General features: G+C 63.0%; 11 protein-coding genes and 6 tRNA genes. 13 read left to right on the forward strand and 4 right to left on the reverse strand.

Annotated features, from left to right (window positions below; all coding sequences use genetic code 11):
- Positions 1-69: 69 nt before the first annotated feature.
- Positions 70-2,085 (forward strand): excinuclease ABC subunit UvrB, encoded by a 2,016-nt coding sequence (gene uvrB / locus KY379_RS00565; RefSeq protein WP_133332019.1) that lies wholly within the window; start codon positions 70-72, stop codon positions 2,083-2,085.
- Positions 2,086-2,150: 65 nt separating this feature from the next.
- Here the strand turns inward: uvrB and KY379_RS00570 are convergent, their stop codons facing one another.
- Positions 2,151-3,641 carry an MDR family MFS transporter gene (locus KY379_RS00570; RefSeq protein WP_261240275.1) on the reverse strand — a complete coding sequence of 497 codons (1,491 nt, stop codon included), beginning with the start codon at positions 3,639-3,641 and terminating at the stop codon, positions 2,151-2,153.
- Positions 3,642-3,690: 49 nt separating this feature from the next.
- A complete protein-coding gene (locus KY379_RS00575; protein WP_261240260.1) occupies positions 3,691-4,776 on the reverse strand; it encodes an HlyD family secretion protein in 1,086 nt (361 codons plus the stop codon).
- Positions 4,777-4,919: 143 nt separating this feature from the next.
- Here KY379_RS00575 and gltX point away from each other — a divergent pair, with 143 nt between their 5' ends.
- The 12 genes from gltX (at position 4,920) to KY379_RS00635 (ending at position 11,131) form a co-directional block, all read left to right on the forward strand.
- Entirely contained in the window at positions 4,920-6,401 is a 1,482-nt protein-coding gene (gene gltX / locus KY379_RS00580; protein ID WP_133332022.1) for a glutamate--tRNA ligase, read from the forward strand.
- A gap of 291 nt (positions 6,402-6,692) precedes the next feature.
- Positions 6,693-6,768, forward strand: a tRNA-Ala gene (locus KY379_RS00585).
- Between the two features lie 73 nt (positions 6,769-6,841).
- Positions 6,842-6,917: transfer RNA gene (locus KY379_RS00590), tRNA-Glu, on the forward strand.
- A gap of 50 nt (positions 6,918-6,967) precedes the next feature.
- Positions 6,968-7,043 (forward strand) — tRNA-Ala (locus KY379_RS00595).
- 42 nt (positions 7,044-7,085) lie between these two features.
- Positions 7,086-7,161: transfer RNA gene (locus KY379_RS00600), tRNA-Glu, on the forward strand.
- Positions 7,162-7,226: 65 nt separating this feature from the next.
- Positions 7,227-7,302 (forward strand) — tRNA-Ala (locus tag KY379_RS00605).
- A gap of 42 nt (positions 7,303-7,344) precedes the next feature.
- A tRNA-Glu gene (locus KY379_RS00610) sits at positions 7,345-7,420 on the forward strand.
- 190 nt (positions 7,421-7,610) lie between these two features.
- Complete coding sequence (locus KY379_RS00615) at positions 7,611-8,150, forward strand: TetR/AcrR family transcriptional regulator (RefSeq protein WP_133332177.1); 540 nt, start codon at positions 7,611-7,613, stop codon at positions 8,148-8,150.
- A 24-nt stretch (positions 8,151-8,174) separates the two neighbouring features.
- A complete protein-coding gene (locus tag KY379_RS00620; protein WP_133332178.1) occupies positions 8,175-9,008 on the forward strand; it encodes an alpha/beta hydrolase in 834 nt (277 codons plus the stop codon).
- 64 nt (positions 9,009-9,072) lie between these two features.
- A complete protein-coding gene (locus KY379_RS00625; protein ID WP_261240263.1) occupies positions 9,073-9,507 on the forward strand; it encodes an acyl-CoA thioesterase in 435 nt (144 codons plus the stop codon).
- A gap of 50 nt (positions 9,508-9,557) precedes the next feature.
- Entirely contained in the window at positions 9,558-10,529 is a 972-nt protein-coding gene (locus KY379_RS00630; protein ID WP_261240264.1) for a tRNA dihydrouridine synthase, read from the forward strand.
- A 158-nt stretch (positions 10,530-10,687) separates the two neighbouring features.
- Positions 10,688-11,131: an Hsp20 family protein gene (locus tag KY379_RS00635; protein WP_133332181.1), complete on the forward strand. Its 444-nt coding sequence runs from the start codon at positions 10,688-10,690 to the stop codon at positions 11,129-11,131.
- A 50-nt stretch (positions 11,132-11,181) separates the two neighbouring features.
- Here the strand turns inward: KY379_RS00635 and KY379_RS00640 are convergent, their stop codons facing one another.
- Both KY379_RS00640 and KY379_RS00645 read right to left on the reverse strand, forming a co-directional pair.
- On the reverse strand, positions 11,182-14,478 hold the full coding sequence (locus KY379_RS00640; RefSeq protein WP_133332182.1) for a PAS domain S-box protein: 3,297 nt from the start codon (positions 14,476-14,478) through the stop codon (positions 11,182-11,184).
- 61 nt (positions 14,479-14,539) lie between these two features.
- Positions 14,540-15,418, reverse strand: a complete 879-nt coding sequence (locus tag KY379_RS00645) for a LysR family transcriptional regulator (protein WP_133332183.1) — start codon at positions 15,416-15,418, stop codon at positions 14,540-14,542.
- Positions 15,419-15,469 lie beyond the last annotated feature (51 nt).

Consider the following 15,469-nt stretch of genomic DNA (forward strand, 5'->3'; position numbering starts at 1 on the left):
CCGGCGGGACGCATTTGGGTATAGACTACTGGCTAAATTTACAGTTGCTGCGTTACCGCGAGGTCCGACATGTCCGAGTTCCAGCTCGTCACCCGTTTCCAGCCGGCCGGCGATCAGCCCGAGGCCATTCGCCTGATGGTCGAAGGCATCGAGGCGGGCCTGTCGCACCAGACCCTGCTCGGTGTGACCGGCTCGGGCAAGACCTTCAGCATCGCCAACGTCATTCAGCAGGTGCAGCGTCCGACCCTGGTGCTGGCGCCCAACAAGACCCTGGCTGCGCAGTTGTACGGGGAGTTCAAGGCGTTCTTCCCCAACAACGCGGTGGAGTATTTCGTTTCCTACTACGACTACTACCAACCCGAAGCCTACGTACCGTCCTCGGACACCTTCATCGAGAAGGACGCCTCGATCAACGACCACATCGAGCAGATGCGCTTATCGGCGACCAAGGCACTGCTGGAACGCCGCGATGCGATCATCGTCACCACCGTGTCATGCATCTATGGCCTGGGCAGCCCCGAGACCTACCTGAAGATGGTCCTGCACGTCGACCGCGGCGATAAGCTCGACCAGCGCGCCTTGCTGCGGCGCCTGGCTGACTTGCAGTACACCCGTAACGAGATGGACTTCGCCCGTGCCACCTTCCGCGTCCGCGGCGACGTGATCGATATCTTCCCTGCCGAATCGGACCTGGAGGCCATCCGTATCGAGCTGTTCGACGACGAGGTGGAGAACATCGCCGCGTTCGACCCGCTCACCGGCGAGGTGTTTCGCAAGCTGCCGCGCTTCACGTTCTACCCCAAGAGCCACTACGTCACGCCGCGGGAGACCCTGCTGGAGGCAGTCGACGGCATCAAGGAAGAACTCGCCGAGCGCCTCGAATTCCTGCACAAGGCCAACAAGCTGGTCGAAGCCCAGCGCCTGGAGCAGCGCACCCGGTTCGACTTGGAAATGATCCTCGAACTGGGCTACTGCAACGGCATCGAGAACTACTCGCGCTATCTGTCCGGGCGCCCGGCAGGGGCACCCCCGCCGACCCTTTACGACTACCTGCCGCCTGACGCGTTGCTGGTGATCGACGAGTCCCACGTCAGCGTTCCGCAGGTGGGTGCGATGTACAAAGGCGACCGCTCACGCAAGGAAACCCTCGTCGAGTACGGTTTTCGACTGCCATCGGCGCTGGACAACCGTCCCATGCGTTTCGATGAATGGGAAGCGGTGAGTCCGCAGACCATCTTTGTCTCCGCCACCCCTGGGCCCTACGAAGCCGAGCATGCCGGGCGGGTGGTCGAGCAGGTGGTGCGCCCCACCGGTCTGGTCGACCCGCAGGTCGAGGTGCGTCCGGCGCTGACCCAGGTCGACGACCTGCTGTCGGAAATCCGCAAGCGCGTCGACAACGGCGAGCGGGTCCTGGCTACGACGCTGACCAAGCGTATGGCCGAAGACCTCACCGACTACCTGGCCGATCACGACGTGCGGGTACGTTACCTGCACTCGGACATCGACACGGTGGAACGGGTGGAGATCATCCGCGATCTGCGCCTGGGTACCTTCGATGTGCTGGTGGGGATCAACCTGCTGCGCGAGGGCCTGGACATGCCCGAGGTATCGCTGGTGGCCATTCTCGACGCCGACAAGGAAGGCTTCCTGCGTTCCGAACGCTCGTTGATCCAGACCATTGGCCGGGCGGCACGTAACCTCAATGGCCGGGCGATTCTGTATGCCGACCAGGTCACCGGTTCCATGCAGCGGGCCATCGACGAGACCGAGCGGCGCCGTGAGAAGCAGATTGCCTTCAACGAGGCCCATGGCATCGTGCCCAAGGGGGTGGTCAAGGACATCACCGATATCCTCGAAGGCGCCACGGTGCCGGGCGCTCGCAGCAAGAAGCGCAAGGCCCAGGCCAAGGCGGCGGAGGAGACTGCCCGCTACGAGGCCGAACTGCGTACGCCGGGCGAGATCACCAAGCGGATCAAGCAACTGGAAGACAAGATGATGCAGTTCGCCCGCGACCTGGAGTTCGAAGCGGCCGCGCAATTGCGCGACGAGATCACCCAGTTGCGTGAGCGGCTGATCAGCGCTTGAGAGCGTTCACGCCGTTGGGGCGGCCTTGTGGTGCGCAAGGCCGCTCTTGGACCGGGGCGTGCGGATCAATGGCCGCCGCCAGCCTTCAATCCCTGCGGTAATGTTCGCGTAAGCAATACGGCCACCATGCTCACCGCCAGCCCGATTCCGACCAGGTGGAACGCATCGTTGTAAGCCATGATCAGCGCCTGTTGGTGGGTGATCTCGCTGAGCTTTGCCAATGCCGCGTTGTCGCTGCCCAGCCGCTCGCTCAGCAGCGACAGGCGCTCGGCCACCTGCGGATTGCTGGGTACCAGCGCTTCACGCAAATAATCGAAATAGACCTTGGTGCGCGCATCGAGCAGGGTGGCCAGCAAGGCAATGCCGATGGCACCGCCCAGGTTGCGCAGGATGTTGAACAGGCTCGACGCCGAGCCGGCATCCTGGGGCTGAATGTAGGCTGTGGCGATCAGCGAGATGGTCACCATTATCATCGGTTGGCCAATGGCCCGCACCACCTGGATATGGTTGAACTGCGGTCCGGCGAAGTCCGGGTTGAGCACCCCCGAGCCGAAGCTGGCGACACCGAACAGACAAAAGCCGATCGCGCACAAGACCTTGGGTGAAATCACCTTCATCAGGAGCGGTACCAGCGGGATCAGAAACAGCTGCGGTACGCCCATCCACATGATCACCTCGCCGATCTGCAGGGCGTTGTAGCCTTGTACCTGGGCGAGGTACAGCGGCAGTAGGTAGATCGAGCCATATAAACCCACCCCCATGCCCAGGCTGGCGATGCTCGACAGGCCAAAGTTGCGGTTCCCGAGTATGCGCAGGTTGATCAGCGGTTGCGGCTTGGAAAACTGCAGGATGACGAAGGTGATCAGGCTGATCAGGGCAATGCTGCCCAGTCCGACGATCAGGTGCGATTCCAGCCAGTCCTTGCGGTGGCCTTCCTCGAGAAACACCTGCAGACAACCCAGCCCCAGGCCAAGCGTGACGATGCCGGCGTAGTCGGTACTTTTCAGCAGCTCCCAGTGCACCGGCTTGTTCTCCAGGCCGTGCAGCAGGCCGGCGATCATCACCAGCCCAGGCGGGATGTTGATGTAGAAGATGTACTCCCAGCCCCAGTTTTCGGTCAGCCAGCCGCCCAGGGTGGGGCCAATGGAAGGTGCGAAGGTAGCAGTCATGGCGAACATCGCCATGCCCTTGGCGCGGTGGTGCTCGGGCAGCTTGATCAGGGTCAGGGTGAACGCTAGCGGGATCAGCGCGCCGCCGGTAAAACCCTGTAGTGCACGGAACAGGATCATGCTTTCCAGATTCCAGGCCATGGAGCACAGCAGCGACGACAGCAGAAAACCCGCCGACACCCACACCGCCAGCCGTCGTGCCGAGAGCAACTGCACCAGCCAGGCGGTCAGCGGAATCATGATGATTTCGGCTACCAGGTACGACGTGGAAATCCACGAGCCTTCCTCCAGGGTGGCCGACAGTGCGCCCTGGATGTCCTTGAGCGAGGAGTTGGTGATCTGGATGTCCAGCACCGCCATGAAGGCGCCGAGCATCGCGCTCATCACCGCGATCCAGTCGCGGCGGGTCGGCTCGGCGGTTGGCCTGAGCAGTTGGTCACCGGCCATCGTGGTCTTCGTTCTCCGGGCGCAGGTCCACCGTGGCGGTCACCGACATGCCCGGACGGATGCGCCCATGCAGCGGATTGTCGGTGGCGAAAGTCAGCTTTACCGGGATTCGTTGTACGACCTTGGTGAAGTTACCAGTCGCGTTGTCGGGCGGCAGCAGGCTGAACTGCGCACCGGAGGCGGCGAACAGGCTGAACTGCGCACCGGAGGCGGCGAACAGGCTGTCGACCCGGCCAACGATTGGCGTGTCGGGGTAACTGTCGAACGTCAGCTCTGCGCGCAGGCCTGGGTGCATGCGACCGATCTGGGTTTCCTTGAAGTTGGCCTGCACCCAGATGGCTTCGTCCGGCACGATCGACAGCAGATAGGCGCCGGCCTGCACGACTTGGCCGGTGCGTGCGTTGCGCTGGCCGATGGTGCCGCTGATCGGCGCGCGGATCTCGCAGCGATTCAGATTCAGCTCGGCCTGCGCCAGGTCGGCGCGGGCCGTGGCGATTTGCGCATCGAGCCGCTTGAGTTCGGCGGTAAGGGCATTGACCTGCTGGCGCTGGCTCTGCAAATCGGCTCGGGCCTTGTCGACTTGCGAGCCGGCGACATGGCTTTCCGCTGACAGGGTGGTGACCCTCTCCTCGGACACGAAGCCCGGCTTGCGCAGGGCCTGGGCGCGGTTGAGGTCGAGTCGCGAGCGATCGAAGGTGGCCTGGTTGGCGGCTACCTGAGCACGCCCCGCGGCGATCAGGCTGTCCTGTTGGGTGAGGCGGCTCTCGGCCTGGGCATGTTCGGCTTCGCGGGTGGCCAGGGTGGCGCGGGCTCGTTCCACGGCCAGTTGGAAATCGGCCGCTTCCAGGCGTACCAGGAGCTCGCCCTGGCGCACGTGCTGGTTGTCGTCGACGCGGACCTCCTCGACACGTGCTGCAAGCTGGCTGGATATCCGCGTTATCTCGCCCTGTACGTAGGCGTTGTCGGTGCTTTCGAAGAAACGCCCGCGCACGTACCAGTGCGCGAGAAAGGCGAGGGCGATCACCGCCACCAGGGCGAAGAAGATCAGCAGGCGCCGTTTGAGTTGGGTAGGCATGACGGCTATCTTTCGGGAAGTGTAAGCAAATTTAACTGCCGCCTACCGTATGTCGGCAAGTGACGTTCGCGCCATTGCTGGAGCGAAAGGCCCGCTCCCTGCTAACATCCCGCCTTTGTTTCATCTTTCGTCCGAGACTTTCCATGACCACCGTTCGCACGCGTATTGCGCCATCGCCCACTGGCGACCCCCATGTCGGCACCGCCTACATCGCCCTGTTCAACTACTGCTTCGCCAAGCAGCATGGCGGTGAGTTCATCCTGCGTATCGAAGATACCGATCAGTTGCGTTCCACACGTGAGTCGGAGCAGCAGATTTTCGATGCGTTGCGTTGGCTGGGCATCGAGTGGAACGAAGGCCCGGACGTCGGCGGCCCGCACGGCCCTTACCGGCAGAGCGAGCGGGGCGAGATCTACGCCCAGTACGCCAAGCAACTGGTCGATGCCGGCCATGCGTTCTACTGCTTCTGCACCGCCGAGGAACTGGAGCAGATGCGCGCCGAGCAGATGGCCCGTGGCGAGACTCCGCGCTACGACGGTCGCGCTCTGCTGCTGAGCGACGAGGAGGTGCAGCGCCGCCTGGCTGCCGGCGAGCCCCATGTGATTCGCATGAAGGTACCGAGCGAAGGCGTGTGCGTGGTTCCGGACATGCTGCGCGGTGACGTCGAGATCCCGTGGGACCGCATGGACATGCAGGTGCTGATGAAGAACGACGGCCTGCCGACCTACTTCCTGGCCAACGTGGTAGACGATCACCTGATGGGCATCACCCACGTGCTGCGTGGCGAAGAGTGGCTGCCATCGGCGCCCAAGCTGATCAAGCTCTACGAATACTTCGGCTGGGAACAACCCAAGCTGTGCTACATGCCGCTGCTGCGCAATCCCGACAAGAGCAAGTTGTCCAAGCGCAAGAACCCGACGTCGGTGACGTTCTACGAGCGCATGGGCTTCATGCCCGAGGCCATGCTCAACTACCTGGGTCGTATGGGCTGGTCGATGCCGGACGAGCGCGAGAAGTTCTCCCTCGCCGAGATGGTCGAGCATTTCGACCTGTCGCGTGTTTCCTTGGGTGGTCCGATCTTCGACATCGAGAAACTCTCCTGGCTCAACGGTCAATGGCTGCGTGATTTGCCGGTAGAAGCGTTCGCCGCGCGCGTGCAGCAGTGGGCGTTCAACAGCGACTACATGATGAAGATCGCCCCGCACGTGCAGGGCCGCGTCGAAACCTTCAGCCAGATCGCCCCCTTGGGCGGCTTCTTCTTCGAAGGCGCGCTGAAGCTCGATGCCAAGCTGTTCGAGAGCAAGAAGCTGTCCGCCGACCAGGTCCGCCAGGTCATGCAGCTGATCCTTTGGAAGCTGGAGAGCCTGCGCCAGTGGGAGAAGGACCGCATCACCGGTTGTATCCAGGCGGTGGTCGAGGCGTTGGAGCTCAAGCTGCGTGACGCCATGCCGCTGATGTTCGCTGCCATTACCGGACAGGCCAGCTCGGTCTCGGTACTCGATGCCATGGAAATCCTGGGGCCAGACTTGACTCGCTACCGCCTGCGTCAGGCCCTGGATCTGCTCGGTGGTGTGTCGAAGAAAGAAAACAAGGAATGGGAAAAGCTGCTGGCCAATATCGCCTGACGGCTTCGTCCCATCTTGCACTGAACCCTGTAGGACGGTGCCGCCCCGCGAATACGATGGTGTATTCGGCACAGCATTCGCGGGTAAACCCGCTCCTACAGGAGGACGTGGTGCTCTGACACCGTGGGGCAGGGCGGTAAGTGATTGTTATCTGTGCAAAAATTTTTGAATATTTTGAAAAATTCGTTTGACAGCCCTGCAATCCGATCTTAATATGCGCCCCGTCCACAGCGATGAACGAAAACGAAGTGCCAGGCACCCAGCCGGCGATTCGGTTCAACGCGACATTGTGGGGCTATAGCTCAGCTGGGAGAGCGCCTGCATGGCATGCAGGAGGTCAGCGGTTCGATCCCGCTTAGCTCCACCAAATTCCGCTTGGCAGTCAACGGCTGGCAAGCAAGACCGGGTCCAGCAACCGGGTCTTGAAGGTAAGAAGGTTCGTCCCCTTCGTCTAGTGGCCTAGGACACCGCCCTTTCACGGCGGTAACAGGGGTTCGAGTCCCCTAGGGGACGCCAGTTTTGCACAAGCGATGTTCGACGTCGCTGGGCCGAGAGGCTAGAAATCCGGGGCTATAGCTCAGCTGGGAGAGCGCCTGCATGGCATGCAGGAGGTCAGCGGTTCGATCCCGCTTAGCTCCACCAATTCAGCCAGGGTTCACTGAGGTGAATCTTCGCGAAGGTTACGTCCCCTTCGTCTAGTGGCCTAGGACACCGCCCTTTCACGGCGGTAACAGGGGTTCGAGTCCCCTAGGGGACGCCACTTTTACCCGCGTTTTGCGGGGCTTTAAGAGGCTCATTCGCATATTGGATGAGCCTTTTGTTTTCGGGGCTATAGCTCAGCTGGGAGAGCGCCTGCATGGCATGCAGGAGGTCAGCGGTTCGATCCCGCTTAGCTCCACCATTTCTGCCAGGGTTCATGAATGTGAATCTTCGCGAAGGTTACGTCCCCTTCGTCTAGTGGCCTAGGACACCGCCCTTTCACGGCGGTAACAGGGGTTCGAGTCCCCTAGGGGACGCCAATTTTTTCCCGCGTTTTGCGGGGCTTTGAAGGCTCATTCGCTTATTGAATGGGCCTTTTGTTTTTGCGCCTTCGAAAGTTCTCCTTTTTCTGTCGATGATTGCCGTTGGTCGCCGGTGCGAAACAGTGCTTGCGAAAAAATATTATGGGAATAATATTTCGATCATCATATTTGTTCGAGAAACCGGTCCATGAGCGACAAGAAGAGCAAGACCCGGGAGCGCATCCTCGAGGCGGCCCAGGCGGCCTTGATCCAACATGGCCCCGCCGAGCCTAGTGTCAGCCAGGTAATGGGGGCGGCGGGCCTGACCGTCGGCGGGTTCTATGCCCATTTCGAGAGCAAGGACGAGCTGATGCTCGAGGCTTTCAGCCAGTTACTCCGCGAGCGCCGAGCGCTGCTGGCCCAGGTTGATCCGAGCCTGGATGGGGCGGGACGGCGAGCGCTGGTGTCGGCCTTCTATCTGTCGCGCAAGCACCGTGATGCCGAAGTGCACGCCTGCCCTCTACCCAATGCCCTGGGTGAAATGAAGCGACTGCCGGAAGCATTTCGCGAAGCGCTGGCCGAACACATCGAGTTGATGACCGCGCAGATGGTCGACCGCCCCGAAGAAGCCGATGCCGCCTTGGCCGATCTGGCGTTGATGATCGGTGGCCTGGCCCTGGCGCGAGCGCTTGGCACGGGCGAGCTGTCTGATCGCATCCTGCGGGCCGCCAAGTCGGCGGTGATCTGACTCTTTTCAGTGGGGAGCACGACGATGACAACCTTGAACTGGATCCGCGGCGTTAACGGCACGCTAGGCCACCTGGTGCCGGAGCATATCGCCGGACGTATGCGCCAAGCCTTCATGACACCGCGCAATCTGCCGCCCAAGCCCTGGGAGCTGCCTCTGCTGGCCTCGGCCGAGCGCATCACCCTGCGCTTCGGCTTGTCGGCTTTGCGCTGGGGGCAAGGACCTACGGTGCTGTTGATGCACGGCTGGGAAGGCCGACCCACCCAATTTGCCGCGTTGATCGAGAGGCTGGTGCAGGCCGGACACACTGTCGTGGCGCTGGAAGGTCCGGCCCATGGGCGCTCGCCCGGGCGGCAGGCGCATGTGGTGCTGTTTGCCCGCGCGTTGCTTGAGGCAGCGGCCGAGTTGCCGCCGTTGCGTGCGGTGATCGGTCATTCCATGGGCGGTGCCAGCGTGCTGCTGGCCCTGCAGATGGGGCTGCGTACCGAGGCGGCGGTGAGTATCGCCGCGCCGGCGCGTTTGCTCGGTGTGCTGCGTGGCTTCGCCCAGCGCCTGGGCCTGCCGGCCCGGGCCAGGGCGGCGTTCATCCGCCAGATCGAGCGGGATGTCGGCATGCAGATCGGCCGTCTCGATGTCAGCGCCTACCAACTGGACCTGCCGGGCCTGGTGGTGCATGCCGCCGACGATGCCCTGGTGGCGGCCGAGGAGGCGCAGTTGATTCATCAGGCCTGGTTCGACAGTCGCTTGTTGCTGTTGCAGGAAGGCGGCCACCAGCGTGTGCTCGCCGACCCGCGTCTGGGCGAAGCCGTGCTCGAACTGCTGGCCGAAGCCAGTGCTCCGGCACGGCAAACTGCCTGAGCTTCCGTTACACTCTGCTGCTTCGCAACTCCCATGAATCGGACATCGGGTTAAGGAAGTGGGCATGAGCTGGGATTTGGCAACGCCATTCATCATCGACCTGCGTGTCGGCACCGAGGACATCGACGGCCTTGGCCATGCCAACAACGCGGTCTACGTCACTTGGCTGGAGCGCTGCGCCTGGCGCCACTCCCAGCGCCTGGGCCTGGATTTGGCCGAGTACCGCCGACTGGATCGGGCCATGGCGGTGGTGCGCCACGAAATCGACTACCTCGCGGCTGCCTACGAGGACGACGAGTTGCAACTGGCGACCTGGATCATCGATTGGGACCAGCGCCTGCGCATGACCCGGCGCTTCCAGCTCATGCGCCCGCGCGACGGCGTGACGCTGCTGCGGGCGCAGACCACGTTCGCCTGCATCGAGCTTTCCAGTGGCAAGCCTCGGCGCATGCCGGCGGAGTTCATCGACGGTTACGGTCCGGCGCTGATCGGCGCCTGAACCGCCGGCATTTTTTGTTAGACTGCCGCTTTTTCCGGCGAGTCCCTCCCATGCAAATTGCCCTGGCCCCGATGGAGGGGCTGGTCGACAACATCCTGCGCGACGTCCTGACCCGTGTGGGCGGCATCGATTGGTGCGTCACCGAGTTCATTCGCGTCTGCGACCGGCTGTTGCCGGCATCGTCCTTCGACAAGTTGGCTCCGGAGCTGCGCCAGGGTGCGCGTACGGCAGCTGGCGTGCCGATGCGCGTGCAACTGCTGGGTTCGGATCCGGTGTGCCTGGCCGAGAACGCCGCGCTTGCCTGCGAGCTGGGGGCGCCGGTGATCGATCTGAACTTCGGTTGCCCGGCCAAGACGGTGAACAAGTCCCGCGGCGGCGCGGTGCTGCTCAAGGAGCCTGAGCTGTTGCATGCCATTGTCCGCGAAGTGCGCCGGGCGGTGCCGGCGCATATTCCGGTCACCTCGAAAATGCGTCTGGGCTTCGACAGCCCGGACGGTGCGCTGGAGTGCGCCACGGCTCTGGCCGAGGGCGGTTCGGCGCACTTGGTGGTGCATGCGCGGACCAAGGTCGAGGGCTACAAGCCGCCAGCCCATTGGGAGTGGGTGGCGCGGGTCCAGGATGTGGTGGCGGTGCCGGTGTTCGCCAATGGCGAGATCTGGACCGTTGACGACTGGCGGCGTTGTCGCGAGGTCAGTGGTGCCGAGGACATCATGCTCGGTCGCGGTTTGGTATCGCGCCCCGACCTGGCCCTGCAGATCGCCGCTGCGCGTGACGGACGCGACTACCAGCCGCTGCGCTGGGACGACCTGCTTCCGCTGCTGCGCGAATTCTGGCGCCAAGCCCAGGTCAAGCTGTCGCCGCGCTATGCACCGGGGCGGATGAAGCAGTGGCTGGCGATGCTGACCCGCAGCTATCCCGAGGCGGTGGTGTTGTTCGCCGAACTGCGGCGAGAGGATGATTGCGCACGGATCAGCCGGTTGCTGGGGGTCGAGCAGAGTGCATTCGAGGAATGTGTTGCCTGATCGGGCTTGCCCGCGAAGAGGCCCGATCAGGCGAGCCAAAGCACAATTTTTTTGCACCCCCCCTTGAAACCCCTCCTGCTGACCCTATCTCTTGAGTACGCGATGCCGAAGTCGGGTCGCGTAATGACTTACTTGCTGAATCTCAGGAGTTTATGACCATGACCAGTGCTTTCTCTCTCGCTCCACTGTTCCGCCATTCCGTTGGTTTCGACCGTTTCAACGACTTGTTCGAATCCGCGGCACGTAACGAGGCGGGTAGCAGCTACCCTCCCTACAACGTTGAAAAACATGGCGATGACCACTATCGCATCGTGGTTGCCGCAGCCGGTTTCCAGGAACAGGACCTCGACCTGCAAGTCGAGAAAGGCGTCCTGACCGTCACCGGTGGCAAGCGCGAAAACGACGGCGCCGAAGTGACCTACCTGCATCAGGGTATCGCCCAGCGCGCCTTCAAGCTGTCGTTCCGCCTGGCTGACCACATCGAAGTGAAGTCTGCCGGCCTGGCCAACGGCCTGCTCAGCATCGACCTGCTGCGTATCGTGCCGGAAGAAGCCAAGGCCAAGCGCATCCCCATCAATGGCGAAAAGCCAGCGCTGAACTGATCTCAGCGGGATGAGCGAAAGGGCACCTTCGGGTGCCCTTTTTTCGTCGTTCAGTAGTCCGCTGGCGCCTCCATCAGCAACTGCCGAAACGCTACCAGCGGCAACGGCCGGCTGTGCAGGTAGCCCTGGTACAGGTAGCACCCCTGGCGTTCGAGGAACTCCAGTTGCTCGGTCAGCTCGACCCCTTCGGCAATGACCGCCAGGCCCAGGCTGCGTGCCATGGCGACGATGGCGCGGACGATCTCTGCGTCGTTGGGGTCCAGGGGAGCATCGCGAACGAAGGTCTGGTCGATCTTCAGGGCATCCACCGGCAGGCGCTTGAGATAGGTCAGCGAGGAATAGCCGGTGCCGAAGTCGTCCATGGCGAAGCTCACCCCATAGCGCTTGAGCTCGCGCATCTTGCTGATGGTGTCCTCGAGGTTCTGGATCACGATGCCTTCGGTGATTTCCAGCTTGAGCATGCGCCGCGGCAGGCCATAGTCGTCCAGGCTGCGCAGCACCCGCTCGACGAAATCGTTCTGACGAAACTGCCGCGGGCTGATGTTCACGCACAGGCTGAAGGTCTCGGCGTCGATCAGGCCGTCGAGCAGCATATGTGCGCAGGCATCGCAGGCTTCGTCGAGGATCCAGCTTCCCACTTCGAGAATCAGGCCGCTTTCCTCAAGGACCTGGATGAACTGCGCCGGGGGTTGCTGGCCCAGCTGCGGATGGTGCCAGCGCAGCAGAACCTCGGCCCCGACGATACGATTGTCACGCGCATCCACCTGGGGCTGGAAGTGCAGGGCCAGTTCGCCACGGGCCAGTGCCAGGCGCAGGTCGCTTTCCATGCGTAGCCGCTCGCTGGCAGCTTTTTGCATGGTGTTATGAAACAGCTGGGTAGTGTTGCGCCCCGAATCCTTGGCTCGGTACAGCGCGATATCGGCGCGCTTGAGCAGGTCGGCCGGGGTCACGCCGTGATCGGGAATCAGCGCCACGCCGATGCTCGGCGTCACCTGCAGGCGTTGGCCGTCCAGCGACATGGGTTCGGCCAGTAGTTCACGCAGGGTATCGGCCAATTCGCGGACTTTGTCCTCGACTGCGTCGCGGCCGCCTTCGAGACCGCCGATCAGTACCACGAACTCGTCCCCACCCAGGCGCGCCACGGTGTCTTCCAGGCGCACGCTGGCTTCCAGACGAGCAGTGATGATCTTCAGCACTGTGTCGCCCACCGGGTGTCCGAGCGAGTCGTTGATGTGCTTGAAGTGGTCGAGATCGAGAAACAGCAGGGCGCCGCGCTGATTGTGGCGCTTGAGCAGAGCGATCTGCTGGCTCAGGCGGTCCATCAGCAGGGCCCGGTTGGGCAGGTTGGTGAGCGGGTCGTGGTAGGCCAGGTGGCGGATCTGCGCCTGGGCGTTCTTCAGCTGGCTGACGTCGCGGGCGGTCAGCAGCAGGCAGTCGACGGCGTTGAGGCTGATCGGCTCCACCGAGACTTCGACGGTGAGAATGTCGCCGTGCTTGTTTCGCCCGAGCATTTCCCGGTGGTGCACGCGACCGTGCTCATACAGTTCGTTGAGCAGTGCCGCACGTTGCTTTTCGTCGGCCCAGATGCCCAGCTCGTACACCGTGCGGCCGAGCACTTCGGCGGCACTGTAGCCGGTCAGGCGGGTGAAACCGTCGTTGACCTCCAGGTAGCGGCCACTGAGGCGTTCGGTGATGGTGATGGCGTCAGGGCTGGAGTGGAAAGCCTTGGCGAACTTCTCTTCACTGGATTTCAGTGCCGCTTCGGCGCGTTGCTGCTGGGTGATATCGCGCAGCGTGGTGACGCTGCAAGGCTGGCCGTCGACGCTGATCAGACGGCTGGAGATGACGCAGGTCAGGGGCGAGCCGTTGCGGTGGTTGAGGGTCACGGCAACGTTGCTCAAGGCCTGCTCGCGAATGACCTGCTCGATACGCTGGCTGCGTTCGGAGGGCTCTGCCCACAGGCCCAGCTCGTCGGCGGTACGGCCGATCACCTGTTCGGCATTCCAGCCGAAGGTCTGGGTGAACGCCGGGTTGATTTCGATGAACTGGCCGGTGTCCTGGCGAGTGACGTAGATCGGGTCCGGACTGACCTGGAACAGGCTGGCGAACTTCTCTTCCGAAGCGCTCAGGCGTTGCTCCCGCTCGACCTGGTCGGTGATGTCCAGCAGGGTGCCGGCCATGCGCAGCGGCTGCCCATGTTCGTCACGGTAGAGGCGGGCACGGCTCTCGATGTAGCGCGAAGCGCCATTTTCCAACTGCACCCGATAGGTGATCTGGTAGTTGCCCGCGGGGCCCTCACGCAGGCTGCGATAGGCCTGGCGCATGTTGTTGCGTTCTTGCTCGGGCACACCTTCGAAGAAGGCGTCGAACGATTCGTGGAAGGGCATCGGGTCCAGGCCATGCAGTTGCGCGGCACGCGCCGAGCCGTAAAGCATGCCGCTGGGTATATGCCAGTCCCAGGTGCCCAGTTGCGCCGAGTCCAGGGCCAGGTCCAGGCGCTCCTGGCTGTCCTTGAGCGCCTGTTCGGCGCGTTTGCGATCGGTGGTGTCGACAAAAGTGCTGAGCAGGAAGGTCACCCCTTCGAACTCGATGCCCTGAGTGCACAGGATGCCGTCGTGGATCTGCCCGGAGCTGGCGCGGAACCGGACTTCGAGGCTGACCGGACCGCTGCCGGCGCGGGTCGCCTCCATCACCTGGTGGCGCTGCTCGGGATCGGCCCACAAGCCCAGCTCCAGGCTGGTCTTGCCGATGACCTGGCTGCCTGGCCAGCCGAGCATGTCCTCGAAGTGCTGGTTGACGTCGAAGATCATGCCGTCGTGGCGGCGGGTCAGCAGCACTGCGTTGGGGCTCAGGTGGAACAGTGTGGCGAAGCGCTTTTCCGAATTGATCAGCGCAGCTTCGCGCTCACGCTGGCGGGTGATCTCGCGAATCACGCCGATCATCTGGGGACGGCCGTGGCGGTCGTGGGTGAGGCTGCCGTTGATTTCCAGCCAGTGCAGGGTGCCATCAGGCCAGCGGATGCGGTGGCGCATGGCCTGGACCACCGGTTCGCCATTGACCACGGCCTGGAAAGCCTGACGGGTGCGGGCGCGGTCTTCCTCGGGCAGCAAGTCGAGGTAGTCGATGTCCTTGGGCAAGGGCTGCTGTGGATCGAAGCCGAACAGCGCCTGGGTGCCACGCGACCAGCTCACCCGGCCGCTTTCGATGTCCCACAGCCAGGCCCCCAGGCGAGCGCCGTTCAAGGCAGCAAGCAGCTGTGGTGCATTCTGCCAGGCCTGCTCCGACTCCTGGGGGTCGACCGCAGGAATGCGCGGCAGGCGCGGAAAGCGTTTTGCTGATTTGGGCATCGATACCAGACCTTTGGCTTGAAACGCGTCCTTGAGTTGGAACTGCCGAGCTGACGACCGGTCAGGCGGACCCTGCGTGGCTGTCGAGCAGGGCCATGAAGGCCCTCGCCGCATTCGATAGCGTTCGCTCCGTGTGCAAAATGTAGCCTAGCTGGCGCGACAGTTGTATGCCGGGCAAGGCGATGGGAGCGACCTGTTCATCGAGCATCGTGCGGGGCAGGACGCTCCAGGCCAGGCCGATCGAGACCATCATCTTGATGGTTTCCAGGTAGTTGGTGCTCATGGCGATGTTCGGCGTCAGGCCCTGGCTTTCGAACAGGCGTTGGACGATGTGGTGGGTGAAAGTATTGCCGCCGGGAAACACCGCCGGGTGGCGGGCGACATCCTCCAGGCCGACCTGTCCATTACGCGCCAGCGGGTGTTCGGGGGCGGCGACGAAGTCCAGGGCGTCATCCCAGACCGGCACTGCCTTGACCAGGTGGTGCGGCTCTGGTGCCAGGGTGATGACGGCGATCTCAGCGCGACCATGGAGAATCTCGTCGTAGGCCGCTTCCGAATCCATAAACTGAATATCCAACGCCACCGCTGGGTACTCGCGGGTGAAGGCGCGCAGCAGCGGCGGCAGGCGGTGCAGACCTATGTGATGGCTGGTGGCCAGGGTCAAGCGACCGCTCACCTCCCCGGTGAGATTGGTCAGGGCGCGGCGCGTATCATCGAGCACGTTGAGGATCTGGTAGGCACGGGGCAACAGGGCGCGTCCGGCCTCGGTCAGTGTCACTTCGCGGCCGAGGCGGTCGAACAGGCGCACGTCCAGTTGCTGCTCCAGGCCGGCGATGCGCTTGCTGACGGCCGGTTGAGTCAGGAACAGGCGCTCCGCAGCGCCGGAGAAGCTGCCGGTTTCAGCGATGGCGATGAAGGCGCTGAGGTTGGCCAGGTCCATGGTTTGAATTCCTGTTGGTTATCCAAAGTATAAAAATTATGAATTTGAGTT

The sequence above is a fragment of the Pseudomonas sp. HD6422 genome (assembly GCF_025377065.1).
Classification (GTDB): Bacteria; Pseudomonadota; Gammaproteobacteria; order Pseudomonadales; family Pseudomonadaceae; genus Aquipseudomonas; species Aquipseudomonas putida_U.

Excerpts from the sequence above, each read along its gene's own strand:
- KY379_RS00575 (WP_261240260.1), bottom strand. The coding sequence starts at position 4,776 with ATGCCTACCCAACTCAAACGGCGCCTGCTGATCTTCTTCGCCCTGGTG.
- KY379_RS00620 (WP_133332178.1), top strand. The coding sequence starts at position 8,175 with ATGACAACCTTGAACTGGATCCGCGGCGTTAACGGCACGCTAGGCCAC.
- KY379_RS00645 (WP_133332183.1), bottom strand. The coding sequence starts at position 15,418 with ATGGACCTGGCCAACCTCAGCGCCTTCATCGCCATCGCTGAAACCGGC.
- KY379_RS00630 (WP_261240264.1), top strand. The coding sequence starts at position 9,558 with ATGCAAATTGCCCTGGCCCCGATGGAGGGGCTGGTCGACAACATCCTG.
- uvrB (WP_133332019.1), top strand. The coding sequence starts at position 70 with ATGTCCGAGTTCCAGCTCGTCACCCGTTTCCAGCCGGCCGGCGATCAG.
- gltX (WP_133332022.1), top strand. The coding sequence starts at position 4,920 with ATGACCACCGTTCGCACGCGTATTGCGCCATCGCCCACTGGCGACCCC.
- KY379_RS00640 (WP_133332182.1), bottom strand. The coding sequence starts at position 14,478 with ATGCCCAAATCAGCAAAACGCTTTCCGCGCCTGCCGCGCATTCCTGCG.
- KY379_RS00625 (WP_261240263.1), top strand. The coding sequence starts at position 9,073 with ATGAGCTGGGATTTGGCAACGCCATTCATCATCGACCTGCGTGTCGGC.
- KY379_RS00635 (WP_133332181.1), top strand. The coding sequence starts at position 10,688 with ATGACCAGTGCTTTCTCTCTCGCTCCACTGTTCCGCCATTCCGTTGGT.
- KY379_RS00615 (WP_133332177.1), top strand. The coding sequence starts at position 7,611 with ATGAGCGACAAGAAGAGCAAGACCCGGGAGCGCATCCTCGAGGCGGCC.